The organism is Vibrio vulnificus CMCP6, from assembly GCF_000039765.1.
GTDB lineage: Bacteria > Pseudomonadota > Gammaproteobacteria > Enterobacterales > Vibrionaceae > Vibrio > Vibrio vulnificus_B.
On the sequence record NC_004459.3, the window covers coordinates 599,563 to 614,741 of the forward strand.

The following is a 15,179-nucleotide window of genomic DNA, read 5'->3' on the forward strand; positions in this document are numbered from 1 at the left end:
TCAGCCATAAAACTAGTTCTGGAATGCATTTTCATCGGGTGCCACATTCAAAATTTGCAGCGCACCTTTCATAATTTCTGAAAAAACAGGGGAAGCAACGGAACCACCATAGTAATCATCCCCTTGTGGTTCATTGACCACCACGACCAAAGCAATTCTCGGATCGCTAACTGGCGCAATCCCCGCCGTGTAGGTGATGTACTCATCGCTATACCCACCAGCCGTTGCTTTACGTGATGTCCCCGTTTTCGCCCCAACCCGGTAACCCGGAACGGCCGCTCGTCTGGCTGAGCCGCCTTTTTGCGTCACGGTTTCAAGCATATTGAGCACTTCACGAGCGTGTTGTTTGGACACCACTTGCTTCGCCATATCACGGTCGTTGCTTTTGATGATGTGGATCGGCTCGTACATACCTTCATTGCCCAAGGTTGCGTAGGCATGAGCCAATTGAATCGGAGTGATAGACAGACCGTACCCAAACGACAGCGTCGCTCTCTCAATCGGAGACCAACGCGAACGAGTAGGGAAAATACCGGTCACTTCGCCAACAAGATTTAACCCAGAAGGCTCTCCAAGCCCAACCGAGTTATACATGCCGAGAATCGCTTCCACGGGCATTTCCATCGACAGTTTTGTCACGCCGATATTACTGGATTTTTTGAGGATTTCGGTCAGGTCCGCTTTACCGACCTTACTCGTATCTCGTACTCGACTGCCACCGACTTGGAGAATGCCGTTGCCCGTGTCGATCACCGTGTCTTTGGTGGCAACGCCGTTTTCCAGCGCGGCAAGAATCACAAAAGGCTTCACCGTGGAGCCAGGCTCCAACGAATCGGTGATGATGCGGTTACGCATCTTGTAGCTTTGCCAATCACTGCGATTGTTTGGGTTGTAAGAAGGCGCGTTGACCATCGCCAACACGGCGCCGGTTTTTACATCCAACATCACTGCCGAACCAGAAGTCGCACGGTGATCGGCCACCGCCTGTTTGATGGCGCGATAAGCAATGGCTTGGAGACGCTGATCAATGGTGAGTTCAAGTGACTTGCCTTCTTGCCTGTCTTCATAGGCAATGTTTTCCACCACTCGGCCATAACGGTCTTTACGAATCGTCTGTTTACCCGCTTCACCAGTCAACCAGTTATCGTAACTGCGTTCCACCCCTTCAAGGCCGTGACCATCGATACCCGTTACACCCACTAAATGAGCACTCACTTCACCAGCGGGATAATAGCGGCGCGATTCTGATTTCAGCCCCACGCCTGGAATTTTAAGCTCGCGTATGTAGTTCGCCATCGCGGGGCTCACTTGGCGCTGCAAGTAGATGAAGCGGCGGCTTTCATTGCGCTCGATACGTTCAATCAATTCTTCACGCTGCAGCCCCAACACATCGGCTAACGCATACCAACGCTGTTTGTTATCCAGCGCCTTTTCTTTGAAAATCGTCACCGGATCGGCCCAGACAGCTTCAACGGGAACACTGACCGCTAAAGGTTCACCATTGCGATCGGAGATGATACCTCGCGCGGACGGAAGGGCTTTCACACGGATAGAACGCAGATCCCCTTCACGAATAAGGTTGTCAGGCTCAATGACTTGAATAAATGCAAGACGAACAACAAGCGCAGCAAACGCGAGGAAAACAAATCCTAGGACTAAATGGAAACGCCAGCGGATAAGCAAAGATGTCCCTTGCTCACTCTCTTTGGGTTTGACGGTGGTTTTGCTCTTTTTACCCATCATTTCAGATTAATCACCACTTCTTTGTCGCCATCTGGCCGTTTCATTTCGAGCTCTTTTTTCGCCATCTCTTGCACGCGACTGTGCTCAGCCAGTGCGGTCTCTTCCAACATCAGATTGCGCCACTCGTTATCCAAATGCTCACGCTCTTGCAGTGCTTCATCTTTTTGGGTGATCGCTTGACGGGTATGGTGGGTGGCAAAAACCACCGCCATCGCTGAGGCAAAGATCAGGACAAGCAAGATCAAAGGCGTTCGACCTACCGTCAGTAGGTCGAAGAAAATTTCTTTGGCGAGATTTGGCTTGGCTTGACGCATAGGTTTAAATTAAAGCTTTTCAGCAATTCTCAACACAGAGCTGCGTGAACGAGGATTCAGTTCAATTTCTTGCGCTGTTGGCATGATCGCTTTACCCACTGTTTTCATATTGGCACTGCCTAACGCTTTGATTTGCGCCTCGGTCAGAGGGATACCGTGAGGCACTTCAGGCCCTTTACTTTCTTTGCGCATAAAGCGTTTCACCATGCGGTCTTCCAAAGAGTGGAAGCTGATCACCGATAAGCGCCCTTCTGGTGCCAGAATACTCGCCGCTCCTTTCAGTGCGGTATCGATCTCTTCAAGCTCACTGTTGATGTAGATACGAAATGCTTGAAACGCACGAGTCGCTGGGTGTTTTTTCTCTTTAAAGCTTTTTGGCGCCGCTTCCGAAATCAGTTTTGCCAGTTGACTCGTGCGAGTCAGTGGCTCTTTGGTTTCATCTTCGCGATGCGCAACAATCGCTTTGGCAATGCGGCGGGCATGTTTGTCTTCACCGAACTCACGAATCACCCACGTAATGTCGTCTAAATCCGCTTCCATCAGCCACTGAGAAACTGGAATACCCGAGGTTGGGTCCATACGCATGTCCAACGGGCCGTCTTTCATAAAGCTAAAGCCACGCTCAGCGTCATCGAGTTGTGGCGAGGAGACGCCGAGATCCAACAACACACCATCCACTTTACCGACTAAATCATATTGCTCGGCATAATTCGCCATTCCTGAAAAAGGACCATGAATGATAGTAAAACGTGGATCATCAATTTTACCCGCTTCCGCGATAGCTTGCGGATCTCGGTCAATACTGTACAGACGACCGTGTTCGCCAAGTTTAGAAAGAATCGTACGGCTGTGACCACCACGACCAAATGTTCCATCAATGTAAATACCATCCGGCTTGATGGCGAGACCATCAATAGATTCATGAAGTAGTACGGAAATGTGCTGGAATGTGTCGGTCATGGTTTTCTCGTTGAATATTCAAAGCCTGTGCGGCGAATCATTAGTGTACTGATTTCCTTGTTCAGTGCCACTATTTGACAAAGTTCAGGCGTGATATAGCGCCAAGTTTATTGGTTCACATAATCATTGCGTCAGTAAAATGCAAAAAACCCATCATTACTAGGTAATGATGGGCTTAAAAGGGTGGAGCCGACATATAAGCCGGGTTCTGTTCCGCTTGCGCGGCGGTAGCCATTCCTCTAGGCCAGCAATCGCTCACTGGCTCAAGCAACCTACCCGCCTCCTAACGCGAGCAACGCTATGTGGAGGCCTATTTGGTCTTGCTCCGGGTGGAGTTTACCCTGCTACGAACTGTTGCCAGTCGTCCGGTGCGCTCTTACCGCACCCTTTCACCCTTACCTGATCCTCTCATCTTGCGAATCAAGGCCATCGGCGGTCTTCTCTCTGTTGCACTTGTCGTAGGCTTGCGCCCCCCAGGCGTTACCTGGCACCCTGCTCTATGGAGCCCGGACTTTCCTCCCCTTTGTCAGTCTCCCGAAGGACGTCAACGTCAGTCTCCCAAAGGACTTCAACGTCAGTCTCCCGAAGGACATCAACAAAGCAGCGACTACCCAGTCAACTCCGAGGGCGGATTGTATAGACTTCTCCACTGAGTGTCTAGTGAGATCACATTATTGGCGCAAATAGGGACGATTTTGCAAACCAACCAAACCAGAGAACCGTTATTCGAGGTTCTCAAGGCCCCACTTGTAGAGCGCATTTTTCTTCAAGTTGTAGATTTCCGCAGCTAACGCAGCGGCTTTTTTCAATGGTAATTCTTTGGTCAGAATGGCCAAACTCCGTAATGCCTCTTCCGGTAGCGACTCCTCCGCAGAATCACGGTAACCGTGGATCAACAGCACCATCTCACCTTTTTGCTGATTGTCGTCCGACTGAACCCACTCAACCAACTCAGACAAACGCATGCCCTGAATCGTTTCAAAGGTCTTGGTGAGTTCACGCGCCAACACGACTTCGCGATCTGGACCGAGGATTTCAAGCATATCGTGCAAAGAATCAACAATTCGATGTGGTGACTCATAAAAAATACAGGTACGCTCTACCTTTGCGATTTCGAGGAACTTATCCTTACGACCTTTGCTTTTTGGCGGCAAGAAACCTTCGAAACTAAAGCGATCAGAGGGCAAACCTGACGCACTTAATGCAGTGATCACCGCACAAGCACCAGGAAGTGGCACAACTTTAACGCCCGCCTGACGACACTGTGTAACCAAGTGATACCCTGGATCACTGATAAGTGGCGTTCCCGCATCAGACACTAAAGCGATGTTCTGCCCGGAAAGCAATTTATCCACTAAAACTTGCGCTTTTTGCTGCTCATTGTGGTCATGCAAAGCAAAAGTTTTAGTTTGAATGTTGAAGTGAGACAATAACTTACCTGTATGTCGGGTATCTTCTGCAGCGATCATATCCACGCTGGATAGCACCTCAATGGCACGCTGGGTAATATCCCCTAAATTGCCAATCGGTGTCGGCACGATATAGAGGGTTGCGCCTTCTGTTGGGAAGTTATTTTTATCTGTCATTTGTTTAGCATCACTTCAACGATTAATATAGAGACAATTTTGTACGGACTTTAAGAGAACTCACGGCAATGATGAACCCTAAGAGACTCAGTGTACCACGCTTACTCACTCCAGTTGCACTGGCAATTACGCTAGCGGCTTGTTCTTCAGGCCCTAAAACGCCAACCAGTGTTGATATTACACTTGAGCCCACCCTGTCAGTTCAAAACTACATGATAAATGCAGACAGCAGTGAGGGTAGCCTACAAGCAGATTGGCTGATTATGGCAGCCAAAGCAGCGCTGCAAAATGGCGATCTTGCTCAAGCTGACTTACTGATCAAACGCTTAGCAAGAATGCCGCTCTCCGAAGTGCAGCAGGCGGAATGGCAGTTAACACGTGCCGCTTACCATCTCAAACTCAACCAAGCTGACAACGTGATCGAGCTATTGAATTTCAAAGCTTGGTGGAAACTACCAAACGAACAGTGGAAAGATTATTACACGTTGCGTGCCGAAGCTTACACCGCGTTACAGCAGCCGTTTGAAGCCAACCGACAACTGGTCACTCTAAGCCAATACGTGGACGAATCTCAGCAAGCTGAAATCGCGCAGCAAATTTGGGCGAACTTTACCGGTTACTCTCAGTATGAGATCACGCAACTTCATCCCGATGCCAGCGAAGAAGTGCTCGATGGCTGGTTACAATTGGCGATATACATGAAAACCATGTCGGCCAATGTGCCACAGCTAAAAAACACGCTTGAACATTGGTTTACAGAAAATACCGCGCACCCTGCTGCTTTGTATACACCGGCTGAAATTCAAAGCATTCTCGACTTAGAGATTGTTCAACCGGTGCACACTGCGTTATTGCTCCCTCTCAGTGGCAAATATGCTAAGCAAGCACAATTGATTCGTGATGGTTTCATCTTTGCCATGATGAACGACAAAGATCGCGATCCTGAAGCGACCCTCAAGGTCATTGATACCAATCTCTATCAACCACATCAGTTGAAACAGCAACTGACCGATGAGCAAATTGATTTCATTGTCGGACCGCTACGTAAAGATGTCATCGAAGTGCTACAAGGCGAGTTAAGTGACGACAGCGGCCAAGTGTCCATCCCGTCACTGGCACTCAACATTCCCGATGAGCTACAAACAGGGACGGGGATCTGCTACCTGACCCTTTCTCCCGAACAAGAAGTCGCCCAAGCGGCGAAGCACTTGTTTGCTAATGGCTACAAGTATCCACTCATCTTCGCCCCTCAAGGTAACTTAGGGCAACGAGTGGTCAGCGCCTTTGAAGCCGAATGGAAGAAATACAGCACCAATAAAGTGGCCGTAAGCTACTTTGGTGATAAGCGTCAGCTACAACGTGATGTAAACTCGGTATTTGGCTTACAAGAAAGTCAGCAACGAATCGCGCAAATGGAAGGGCTAATGAAGTTGCCAATGGAAACGCAGCCTCGCAGTCGTCGTGACATTGACTCCGTCTACATTGCTGCTCGCAGCTCAGAGCTCACTCTCATCAAGCCATTTATTGAAGTGGCGGTAAACCCAGATGCAAAACCACCGAAGCTCTTCTCCAATTCCATGAGCAACAGTGGTGAGAAGCAATACGAAGACCTCACAGGCATTGTTTACAGCGACATTCCAATGTTGCTTGAAGTGAACCCTGCACTGGATAGCCAAATGGAACAACTTTGGCCAGATCAGTCAAACTTCCAAAAGCGCTTACAAGCGTTGGGGATGGATGCCTACAAACTGATGGCGGAACTACCACAAATGAAAGTGGTCCCAAATCATGCCGTCAACGGTCAAACGGGCGTGCTGACGATTGATGATCAATGCGTCGTTCATCGCGAAATCAGCTGGAAAGAGCATGGGGCTCTTTAGCCGACGCGCCATTGGTAACCAATATGAGTCCTTGGCGAAGGAATACTTACAACGCCAAGGACTGAGGTTTATTGAAGCCAACTTTACGACCAAGGTTGGCGAAATCGACCTGATTTTCAAAGAAGCACAAACCATTGTGTTTGTTGAAGTTAAGTATCGAAAAAATAGCTGTTATGGTGACGCCGCAGAGATGGTGAATCCTGCCAAAGCCAACAAGCTTATTAAAACCGCTTATTTATGGTTAAACAAACACGGATATAATGCTTGTAACACTGCGATGCGGTTTGATGTTGTGGCCATTCACTCCAATGGCCATGATATTAACTGGATCGCCAATGCAATTACTCAAGGATAATCGATGCTCGACAGCATTAAAGACAGCTTTACCGAAAGTATTCAAATTCAAATCGCCGCTGCAGAAGCGCTGCCAGACGCCATCACCCATGCCGCACAGGCGATGGTGGCAACTCTGCTGAATGGTCACAAGATTCTGTGTTGTGGCAATGGCGGATCAGCTGCGAACGTTCAACAGTTTGTTTCATGTCTACTCAACCGTTTCGAGACTGAGCGCCCAAGCTTACCAGCCATGGCGCTAACCGCCGACAACACCACCCTGACGGCAGTGGCAAATGACTACCACTATCAAGAGATTTTCTCGAAACAGGTGCGTGCCTTTGGTCAACCTGGCGATATTTTGTTGGCGATTTCCACCAGTGGCAATAGCAAAAACATCATAAAAGCGATGGAAGCGGCGGTAACTCGAGACATGACGATCATTGCTCTCACTGGCAAAGATGGTGGCGAGATGGCAGGCTTACTCGGTGAAAACGATGTTGAGATTCGAATTCCATCTCACCGCACCGCACGTATTCACGAAGTGCACATGGTGACACTGCACTGTTTGTGCGATCTCATTGATCAAGTGCTTTTCCCTGCTCACGAGGAATAAAGATGCTACGTTACGTTTTGCTTTTCATCACAACTTGGGCCTTATCAGGTTGTGCCGGGCTTTTCATCGCTGGAGCAGCAACCACCGCAAATCTTGTGACGGATACACGAACAACCAAAGAGATCTGGCAAGATAACAACATCGAGTTTGAAATTGCGGCTATTGGCAATAAAGCACCTTATCGTGGCAAAGTGCGAATCGTCGCGAGCTCTTACAATGGCACGGTGGTGTTGATGGGACAAGCCTCCACTTCTGAGGAAAGGTCGGGATTTGAACAGCAAGCTCGTAGCATTAAAGGTGTTCAAGTGCTTCACAATCAAGTTAAAGTGAAAGCACCACTCAGCGTGTCACAAATCAGTAATGACAGTTGGATCACAACTAAGGTGAAATCTGCCTTGCTTACCGATGAATCCTTAAACAGCGTAAAAATCAAAGTCATCACCGAAGATGGTGATGTGTTTCTGTTTGGCTATGTAAACAGCGAACAAGCGGAGAAAGCGACTGAGATTGCACGCAATATATCTGGAGTTAAGCAGGTTGTTCGCGCATTCCAGTATGGCGAGAACGCAACACAAGTGAATAATGCCAGCCAATGATCAATATCGGCATGGCTCAACTCTCAGGCACAAAAAAAGCAGCTTTCGCTGCTTTTTTATTATTTGACGTTCATCGTTATTTAACGACTCTCAAGCTAGGTCGACCTTTGGGTCTCGGTGGCTCTGGTTCATCATCAAAATCGATGCTAGGTTGAGGCGCTGAATGCTCCTCTTCCAACCAAATACCATCGTCCTCTTCCTGCTCAGCCCCAGGGATACTGGTATACGCTTCTTCAGGTTCGAACATGGTGCCAGCACCATTTTCGCGAGCATAAATCGCCAGCACCGCGTACAACGGAACAATCACAGAATGTGGACGACCACCAAAACGAGCATTAAAGCTGATGGTGTCGTTACCTAATTCAAGATTACCAACCGCACGCGGGGCAATGTTCAGAATAATCTGACCATCTTGAATAAACTCTTGAGGTACGCGTACTCCAGCCAATGTTGCTTGCACAACGAGGTGAGGAGTTAAATCATTATCCACTAGCCAATCGTAAAATGCTCTTAGCATGTACGGTCGGCGAGCGGTCATTTGAGCAATTTCCATATCTTAACGAACCAAACGCATCTCGCGTTCTGCTTCAGTTAAAGAAGCTAGGAATGAATCACGCTCAAACACTTTGTTCATGTAAGCTTTGATCTCTTTTGAACCAGGACCAATCAGATCGATACCCAGTAGAGGCAAACGCCACAATAAAGGCGCTAAGTAGCAGTCAATTAGGCTAAATTCTTCACTCATGAAGTATTCAAATTCAGCGAAGATTGGCGATAGAGTCAGCAAATCATTGCGCAGTTTGTTACGCGCTTTTTCTGATTCTTCTGCATTGCCTTTAACAATTTTCTCAGCCAATGAGTACCAGTTACGTTCGATACGGTACATCATTAGACGGCTATTACCACGGGCTACCGGATAAACAGGCATCAACGGCGGATGAGGAAAACGCTCATCTAGGTACTCCATGATGATCTTCGAGTCATAGAGTGCTAGCTCACGATCCACCAGTGTTGGTACTGATTTATAAGGATTTAGCTCGATCAGCTCTGCTGGTAGGTTAGTTTCATCAACCAACTCAACCTCAACACTTACACCCTTCTCTGCGAGAACGATACGCACTTGATGGCTGTACAAGTCTGATGCACTTGAGAATAGAGTCATTACAGAACGTTTATTGGCAGCTAAAGCCATGGGCCCTCCAGTACACTTACAATAATAAAAACAATGGAGGCTAAGCCTCCATTGTTTATTCAATAAAATTGGGAATTAGCGCGGTATGATAGCACAATTAATGCACATCACGCCAATACTCTTTCTTCAGCAGCACAACCACGATAGTGAATAGTACTAAGAAAGCCATGACCCACCAACCTAGGGCGTGACGCTCAGCCTTGACTGGATCACCGGAGTAAACCAAGAAGCTGACTAAGTCGAGCACGGCTTTGTCGTACTCACCCTTGCTTAGTTCACCAGTGCCGTCGCTTTCAACACCAACCACAACTTGGACTTCCTTACCATCAACCACTTTCGTGCCGTAAACAGGGTTAGGAATACCTTGCAGCTCTTCCAATACATGTGGCATACCAACGCTTGGGAAAACTAAGTTGTTCACACCAAATGGACGTGATGGATCAACATAGAAAGTACGCAAGTAAGTGTACAACCAATCAGCACCACGAACACGAGCAACAAGCGTCAAATCTGGTGGCGGTGCACCAAACCAAGCCGCAGCTTGTTTTGCTGGCATAGCGTTTACCATCAGATCGCCAATTTTGCTCTCTGGGTTAAACATCAGATTTTCTTTCATGAGATCGGCAGGGATACCAAGATCATCCGCCACACGCTCGTAACGTTGATACTGCGTCGAGTGACAAGCAAAACAATAGTTCATGAACAACTTGGCACCATTTTGTAGTGATGCTTTGTCTGACAAATCAACATTTGCTTTGTCCAACGGAACACCCGCTCCCGCCGCCATCGCCAGTGATGGCAACATAGCAAATAGAATTACAATCCATTTCTTCATTTGAATGTCACCCTCTCTGGTAGTGGCTTCGTTGCTTCATTCTTGCTGTATACGTACAGAAGAATAAAGAACATGAAATAACCCAAGCTAAAGATCTGAGCTAGTAGCGTGTAAGTTGGTGTTGCTGGAAGCGCACCAAGAATACCCAATGCAATAAAGCTGATCGTAAACTGGATAATGTTAATCAAATGAATTTTGCTACGGTAACGGTAAGAGCGAACTTTACAGCGGTCAAACCATGGCAGTAGGAATAGGAACACAATCGATAGTCCCATCGCTACAACACCCAACAGCTTATCTGGAACAGCACGCAAAATGGCATAGAAAGGCGTAAAGTACCAAACTGGTGCAATGTGCTCAGGCGTTTTCAGCGGGTTTGCAGCTTCAAAGTTAGGCGGCTCTAGGAAATACCCACCCATCTCTGGGTTAAAGAACAAGACATAGCAGAACAAGAACAGGAAGCCCGCTACACCCACCATATCTTTTACCGTTCCATAAGGGTGGAAAGGAATCGAATCAATGATGTCGTATTTGTTTGAGTAGTACTCGTGGAACTTAAATTGTGTCTTGTAATCTGGTCCCATTGAACCTTTCGGCAGCTTCGTTTCAATGCCGTCTGGGTTGTTAGAACCCACTTCATGCAACGCCAGAATGTGCAACACGATCAACAGTAGCAGCACGATAGGTAAGGCAATGACGTGCAGAGCAAAGAAACGGTTCAGCGTTGCACCCGAGATGATGTAGTCACCACGGATCCACAAGGTTAAATCATCACCGATGACCGGAATCGCACCAAACAAGGAAATGATTACCTGTGCACCCCAGTAAGACATCTGACCCCATGGAAGTAGATATCCCATGAACGCTTCTGCCATCAGTACTAGGAAGATCAACATACCGAAGATCCACAGTAGCTCACGAGGCTTTTGGTAAGAACCGTAGATCAAACCACGGAACATATGCAAATAAACCACCACGAAGAATGCAGAAGCGCCTGTAGAGTGCATGTAACGCAACAACCAGCCATATTCCACATCACGCATGATGTATTCGATAGAAGCAAATGCACCTTCACCAGAAGGAACATAGTTCATGGTTAACCAAATACCCGTTAGGATCTGGTTTACCAGTACGAGCATTGCTAAAGAACCAAAAAGGTACCAAAAGTTGAAGTTCTTTGGCATTGGGTATTCGGACAAATGCTTTTTGTAAGCATTCATCGCAGGGATACGTTTTTCAACCCAGTCTAATAGTGCTTGCATTAGGCATCCCCCTCGTCAACACCGATAAGGATCGTGGTATCGCTTAAATACATGTGCTTAGGTACCACTAAGTTCAAAGGTGCAGGAACGCCTTGGAACACGCGGCCTGCCATATCAAACTTAGAGCCGTGACATGGGCAGAAGAAGCCCGATTTCACGCCTTGCACTTGTTCTGCGAAAGAATCTGGCAGATAGGTTGGCGAACAACCTAGGTGTGTACAGAAACCGACCGCAACAAAAAACTCAGGTTTAATTGAGCGAAACTCGTTTTGAGCATAAGTTGGCTGTTGTTCCATCTCAGATTGAGGATCGCGTAGCTGACCACCAATCGTTTTGAGGTTGTCGATAACTTCTTGGGTACGGCGTACAACCCATACAGGTTTACCTTGCCATTCCACACGAATCATCTGTCCGGCTTCAATTTTACTAACATCCACTTCCACCGGCGCACCAGCAGCTTTCGCTTTGGCACTCGGATTCCATGATTTGATAAAAGGAACGGCGACGGCAGCTGCCCCTAATCCACCAACAACTGCTGTTGTGGCGGTTAGAAAACGCCTGCGACCGTTATTTAAAGGCGCGTTGCTCATCCAAACATTCTCCCATTTGCTCCTTTTGGATCGTGATTATTCCGCTTATAGAGCATGGCTAACAAAATATGAATCTAGTTCTATTTATTGACGAGAAATGATAAATAAAACCCTACTTTTTGACAAGATAAAGCTACCTTTTTGTAACATTTGTGAGGTAAATCGCTCACGACGTCACAAAAGCGGCAAAATTCTAAATATTTGGTGTGAGATGTAACAAAGAAAGGAAATAAGTAGCTATAAATAAACAAAAAGCTCGGCATATAGCCGAGCTTTGAACCACAACTTCCAGAAATAATTCTGGAGCGTAAATTTTTCGAAAACGAAAAATTAACGCTTAGAGAATTGTGGACGACGACGTGCTTTACGTAGACCAACTTTCTTACGTTCAACGCAACGAGCGTCGCGAGTAACGTAGCCAGCTGCACGTAGAGCAGGACGTAGAGATTCATCGTATTCCATAAGAGCACGAGTGATGCCGTGACGGATTGCGCCAGCTTGACCAGAAATACCACCACCTTTAACAGTGATGTATAGGTCTAGCTTCTCAACCATGTCTACCAATTCAAGAGGTTGTTTAACAACCATGCAAGAAGTTGGACGACCGAAGTACTCTTCAAGCGCACGCTTGTTGATTACGATGTTGCCGCTGCCTGGTTTGATGAAAACACGAGCAGCTGAGCTTTTGCGACGGCCAGTGCCGTAGTATTGATTCTCTGCCATTTCCGATATCCCCAATTAGATGTCTAGTACTTTTGGTTGTTGAGCAACATGGTTGTGCTCAGCGCCAGCGTAAACTTTTAGCTTACGGTACATAGCACGGCCTAGAGGACCACGTGGTAGCATACCTTTAACCGCTAGCTCAATGACCATTTCTGGTTTACGAACAATCAGCTTGTCAAAAGTGATTGACTTAATACCACCAGGGAATTCAGTGTGACGGTAGTAAGTTTTTGCTGCAGCTTTGTTACCAGTTACAGTAACTTTCTCCGCGTTGATAACGATGATGTAATCACCAGTGTCAACGTGTGGAGTGTACTCAGCTTTGTGTTTGCCACGTAGGCGAGATGCAATTTCACTTGCTAGACGGCCAAGAGTTTTACCTTCAGCGTCTACAACGTACCAGTCGCGTTTTACAGTTTCTGGTTTAGCAACGAAAGTTTTCATGCTAATAATAACCCGTTAATTCAAATTTAAACTTTAAAGGAACACACCGCTGTGCTCCCACACTGTCTAAGAGCCCAGTCATCACCCCTTCGAGCGGTTGGCACTCTCGACCTTATATCTCGAATAACTTCGATAAATTAGGTCTGCAGTAACGGTGGGTCGCAGGATTATAGAGAAGAGCGAAGAAAAAATCACCTTTTTTTGCACTCAATCACTAATTTTTTCGTCACGTCTTTCTCCCAATAAACAATCTAAGCCAGATGTTCTCTCGCTAAGTACTCATGACTTTGCATTTCCACTAAACGAGATTGACAACGCTTAAACTCAAACTCCAATTGCCCTTGCAGATAGAGTTGTTCTAGTGCGACTTCCGCCGAAATAATCAATTTAACGTGTCGCTCGTAAAACTCATCCACGAGGGCGATAAATCGCCGCGCGGCATCATCGATCTTATTGTCCATTTGTGGCACATCCGCCAACAACACCGTGTGATAGATTTTGGACAGTTCAATATAGTCATTTTGACTGCGTGCGGTTTGGCATAGCTGGGCGAACGTAGCATGCAGTACCCCATCACTGGCCTCTATAACGGCTATTTGGCGATGATTGATGTCAACACTGTGTAATTTGGCTTTGCCCTCTCCGACTAACTGCTGATAGTAGAGATTTAGATTGAGATTTGCCTGCTCATCCAATGGATAATGATAGATCTCTGCTTGCTCTAACGTTCGTAGACGATAGTCAATACCACTATCCACATTGAGCACTTCACAGTGTTGCTCAATCAAAGCGATAGCAGGCAAAAAGCGCGCTCTCTGTAATCCATTACGATATAGCTCTTGAGGTACAATGTTCGACGTCGCCACCAGTATCATTTGACGCCTAAACATCGCCTGCATCAGCGTGCCGAGAATCATCGCATCGGTAATATCCGAAACAAAAAACTCATCAAAGCAGACAATATCCGCCTCTTTCTTAAACACATCAGCCACTTTTTCCAGTGGATTTTCTACATCACCTAACCGTTTCAGTTCATCGTGAACTCGATACATAAAGCGATGAAAATGGACGCGCATTTTGCGTTGAGTTGGCAAAGCCTCAAAAAAAGTATCCATGAGATACGTTTTTCCACGCCCAACACCACCCCAAAAATAGAGTCCTTGAGGTGGTAATTTGGCTGGCGGCTGTTTGCCTAATAATTTTTGCCAACGCGTTTGTTGCGGTTGAGGCTGGGCACAATAATCGAGATATTGATGAAAAAGCCTATCTAGTGCTCGCACTGCATTGTACTGAGCAGCGTCTTTCTGGAATCCGTTATGCGCGAGGTCGTGTTCGTATTTTTCTAATGGGCTCATTGTTCTCATACCAAAACAGGGCATAAAATCCCGTTATCAAACTTGAGATTGTGTCGTTGCTATTTTGCTTTATTGACTACTGCTCCCATAGTAACATGGTGGCGCAATACGTGTAACTAAGCAGTAAATAACATGTTAAAACCATTATAAGGAGCTGTTATGCCTTGGATGTATGCCATTGTGGGCTTGCTTGTCGGAGCAATTGTTGGTGTTGTCGTATCACGACTTACCACGCCAGAATATAAAAAACAGAAGAACATCAAAAAAGAGCTCGATGTAGCAAAATATGAACTAGAGCAACAACGCCAAGAGCTGATTGATCACTTCTCCCAAACCGCTGAGCTACTCGAAACACTCGGTAAAGATTACAGCAAGCTATATCAGCATATGGCGAAGACTTCGGCAGAGCTTCTACCGAACCTGCCAGCGCAAGACAATCCATTTGATAAAGTGGCACTGTCGGCGAAAGAAGATAACACCGAAGAAAATGTAACGGATGAAGTCACTGAACAGCCAAAAGATTACGCTAACGGCGCAACTGGGCTATTCAATGATCAGAAAAAAGTCATCCTAGATGCACCAGAAGCCATCACTGCAAAAGCATCCTAATTTTTCTCATTGATGAACTTTTCAAAGGTTTTTGAGTCCTAACTCACATCACTGTCTATTGAAAACTGTTTAAGACGACAATATTGATAGGAAGTAAACCTATTTTGTTTGAGTCTCTGTCCTTTGCAATAGACTGGTATT

At 46.7% G+C, this 15,179-nt stretch carries 17 protein-coding genes and 1 other RNA gene; 5 read left to right on the plus strand and 13 right to left on the minus strand.

Annotated features, from left to right (window positions below):
- Positions 1–12 precede the first annotated feature (12 nt).
- From VV1_RS02840 to rsmI, 5 genes are all read right to left on the minus strand, one after another.
- Positions 13–1,743 carry a peptidoglycan glycosyltransferase FtsI gene (locus VV1_RS02840; RefSeq protein WP_011078669.1) on the minus strand — a complete coding sequence of 577 codons (1,731 nt, stop codon included), beginning with the start codon at positions 1,741–1,743 and terminating at the stop codon, positions 13–15.
- Positions 1,740–2,057, minus strand: a complete 318-nt coding sequence (ftsL, locus tag VV1_RS02845) for a cell division protein FtsL (RefSeq protein WP_011078670.1) — start codon at positions 2,055–2,057, stop codon at positions 1,740–1,742. The genes VV1_RS02840 and ftsL overlap by 4 nt, the downstream gene beginning before the upstream one ends.
- 9 nt (positions 2,058–2,066) lie before the next feature.
- Complete coding sequence (gene rsmH, locus VV1_RS02850) at positions 2,067–3,017, minus strand: 16S rRNA (cytosine(1402)-N(4))-methyltransferase RsmH (RefSeq protein ID WP_011078671.1); 951 nt, start codon at positions 3,015–3,017, stop codon at positions 2,067–2,069.
- A gap of 181 nt (positions 3,018–3,198) precedes the next feature.
- An RNA gene (gene rnpB, locus VV1_RS22990) (RNase P RNA component class A) lies at positions 3,199–3,640 on the minus strand.
- A gap of 99 nt (positions 3,641–3,739) precedes the next feature.
- On the minus strand, positions 3,740–4,603 hold the full coding sequence (gene rsmI, locus VV1_RS02855; protein ID WP_011078673.1) for a 16S rRNA (cytidine(1402)-2'-O)-methyltransferase: 864 nt from the start codon (positions 4,601–4,603) through the stop codon (positions 3,740–3,742).
- Positions 4,604–4,671: 68 nt separating this feature from the next.
- Here rsmI and VV1_RS02860 point away from each other — a divergent pair, with 68 nt between their 5' ends.
- From VV1_RS02860 to VV1_RS02875, 4 genes are read left to right on the plus strand one after another with little or no spacing between them, the layout of a single operon-like run.
- A complete protein-coding gene (locus VV1_RS02860) occupies positions 4,672–6,483 on the plus strand; it encodes a penicillin-binding protein activator (RefSeq protein WP_011078674.1) in 1,812 nt (603 codons plus the stop codon).
- A complete protein-coding gene (locus VV1_RS02865) occupies positions 6,470–6,838 on the plus strand; it encodes a YraN family protein (RefSeq protein ID WP_011078675.1) in 369 nt (122 codons plus the stop codon). Before VV1_RS02860 ends, VV1_RS02865 begins: the two co-directional genes overlap by 14 nt.
- A 3-nt stretch (positions 6,839–6,841) precedes the next feature.
- Positions 6,842–7,432 (plus strand): phosphoheptose isomerase, encoded by a 591-nt coding sequence (locus tag VV1_RS02870; RefSeq protein WP_011078676.1) that lies wholly within the window; start codon positions 6,842–6,844, stop codon positions 7,430–7,432.
- Between the two features lie 2 nt (positions 7,433–7,434).
- Positions 7,435–8,028 (plus strand): BON domain-containing protein, encoded by a 594-nt coding sequence (locus VV1_RS02875; RefSeq protein WP_011078677.1) that lies wholly within the window; start codon positions 7,435–7,437, stop codon positions 8,026–8,028.
- A 76-nt stretch (positions 8,029–8,104) separates the two neighbouring features.
- On the opposite strand, the gene sspB is transcribed toward VV1_RS02875, so the two are convergent.
- The 8 genes from sspB to zapE form a co-directional block, all read right to left on the minus strand.
- Positions 8,105–8,581: a ClpXP protease specificity-enhancing factor gene (sspB, locus tag VV1_RS02880; protein WP_011078678.1), complete on the minus strand. Its 477-nt coding sequence runs from the start codon at positions 8,579–8,581 to the stop codon at positions 8,105–8,107.
- 3 nt (positions 8,582–8,584) lie between these two features.
- Complete coding sequence (gene sspA, locus VV1_RS02885; protein ID WP_011078679.1) at positions 8,585–9,220, minus strand: stringent starvation protein SspA; 636 nt, start codon at positions 9,218–9,220, stop codon at positions 8,585–8,587.
- Positions 9,221–9,317: 97 nt separating this feature from the next.
- Positions 9,318–10,055: a cytochrome c1 gene (locus tag VV1_RS02890; protein ID WP_011078680.1), complete on the minus strand. Its 738-nt coding sequence runs from the start codon at positions 10,053–10,055 to the stop codon at positions 9,318–9,320.
- Positions 10,052–11,317 carry a cytochrome b gene (locus tag VV1_RS02895; RefSeq protein ID WP_011078681.1) on the minus strand — a complete coding sequence of 422 codons (1,266 nt, stop codon included), beginning with the start codon at positions 11,315–11,317 and terminating at the stop codon, positions 10,052–10,054. Before VV1_RS02895 ends, VV1_RS02890 begins: the two co-directional genes overlap by 4 nt.
- Complete coding sequence (gene petA / locus VV1_RS02900; RefSeq protein WP_011078682.1) at positions 11,317–11,907, minus strand: ubiquinol-cytochrome c reductase iron-sulfur subunit; 591 nt, start codon at positions 11,905–11,907, stop codon at positions 11,317–11,319. The genes VV1_RS02895 and petA overlap by 1 nt, the downstream gene beginning before the upstream one ends.
- Positions 11,908–12,237: 330 nt before the next feature.
- On the minus strand, positions 12,238–12,630 hold the full coding sequence (gene rpsI, locus VV1_RS02905) for a 30S ribosomal protein S9 (RefSeq protein WP_011078683.1): 393 nt from the start codon (positions 12,628–12,630) through the stop codon (positions 12,238–12,240).
- Between the two features lie 15 nt (positions 12,631–12,645).
- The gene (gene rplM, locus VV1_RS02910; RefSeq protein ID WP_011078684.1) at positions 12,646–13,074 is read right to left on the minus strand and encodes a 50S ribosomal protein L13; all 429 of its coding nucleotides are present in this window, start codon (positions 13,072–13,074) and stop codon (positions 12,646–12,648) included.
- 251 nt (positions 13,075–13,325) lie between these two features.
- Positions 13,326–14,429, minus strand: a complete 1,104-nt coding sequence (gene zapE / locus VV1_RS02915) for a cell division protein ZapE (protein WP_011078685.1) — start codon at positions 14,427–14,429, stop codon at positions 13,326–13,328.
- A gap of 159 nt (positions 14,430–14,588) precedes the next feature.
- Here zapE and zapG point away from each other — a divergent pair, with 159 nt between their 5' ends.
- Positions 14,589–15,038, plus strand: a complete 450-nt coding sequence (gene zapG, locus VV1_RS02920) for a Z-ring associated protein ZapG (protein ID WP_011078686.1) — start codon at positions 14,589–14,591, stop codon at positions 15,036–15,038.
- Positions 15,039–15,179: the final 141 nt, after the last annotated feature.

Excerpts from the sequence above, each read along its gene's own strand:
- VV1_RS02840 (WP_011078669.1), bottom strand. The coding sequence starts at position 1,743 with ATGATGGGTAAAAAGAGCAAAACCACCGTCAAACCCAAAGAGAGTGAG.
- ftsL (WP_011078670.1), bottom strand. The coding sequence starts at position 2,057 with ATGCGTCAAGCCAAGCCAAATCTCGCCAAAGAAATTTTCTTCGACCTA.
- rsmH (WP_011078671.1), bottom strand. The coding sequence starts at position 3,017 with ATGACCGACACATTCCAGCACATTTCCGTACTACTTCATGAATCTATT.
- rsmI (WP_011078673.1), bottom strand. The coding sequence starts at position 4,603 with ATGACAGATAAAAATAACTTCCCAACAGAAGGCGCAACCCTCTATATC.
- VV1_RS02860 (WP_011078674.1), top strand. The coding sequence starts at position 4,672 with ATGATGAACCCTAAGAGACTCAGTGTACCACGCTTACTCACTCCAGTT.
- VV1_RS02865 (WP_011078675.1), top strand. The coding sequence starts at position 6,470 with ATGGGGCTCTTTAGCCGACGCGCCATTGGTAACCAATATGAGTCCTTG.
- VV1_RS02870 (WP_011078676.1), top strand. The coding sequence starts at position 6,842 with ATGCTCGACAGCATTAAAGACAGCTTTACCGAAAGTATTCAAATTCAA.
- VV1_RS02875 (WP_011078677.1), top strand. The coding sequence starts at position 7,435 with ATGCTACGTTACGTTTTGCTTTTCATCACAACTTGGGCCTTATCAGGT.
- sspB (WP_011078678.1), bottom strand. The coding sequence starts at position 8,581 with ATGGAAATTGCTCAAATGACCGCTCGCCGACCGTACATGCTAAGAGCA.
- sspA (WP_011078679.1), bottom strand. The coding sequence starts at position 9,220 with ATGGCTTTAGCTGCCAATAAACGTTCTGTAATGACTCTATTCTCAAGT.
- VV1_RS02890 (WP_011078680.1), bottom strand. The coding sequence starts at position 10,055 with ATGAAGAAATGGATTGTAATTCTATTTGCTATGTTGCCATCACTGGCG.
- VV1_RS02895 (WP_011078681.1), bottom strand. The coding sequence starts at position 11,317 with ATGCAAGCACTATTAGACTGGGTTGAAAAACGTATCCCTGCGATGAAT.
- petA (WP_011078682.1), bottom strand. The coding sequence starts at position 11,907 with ATGAGCAACGCGCCTTTAAATAACGGTCGCAGGCGTTTTCTAACCGCC.
- rpsI (WP_011078683.1), bottom strand. The coding sequence starts at position 12,630 with ATGGCAGAGAATCAATACTACGGCACTGGCCGTCGCAAAAGCTCAGCT.
- rplM (WP_011078684.1), bottom strand. The coding sequence starts at position 13,074 with ATGAAAACTTTCGTTGCTAAACCAGAAACTGTAAAACGCGACTGGTAC.
- zapE (WP_011078685.1), bottom strand. The coding sequence starts at position 14,429 with ATGAGCCCATTAGAAAAATACGAACACGACCTCGCGCATAACGGATTC.
- zapG (WP_011078686.1), top strand. The coding sequence starts at position 14,589 with ATGCCTTGGATGTATGCCATTGTGGGCTTGCTTGTCGGAGCAATTGTT.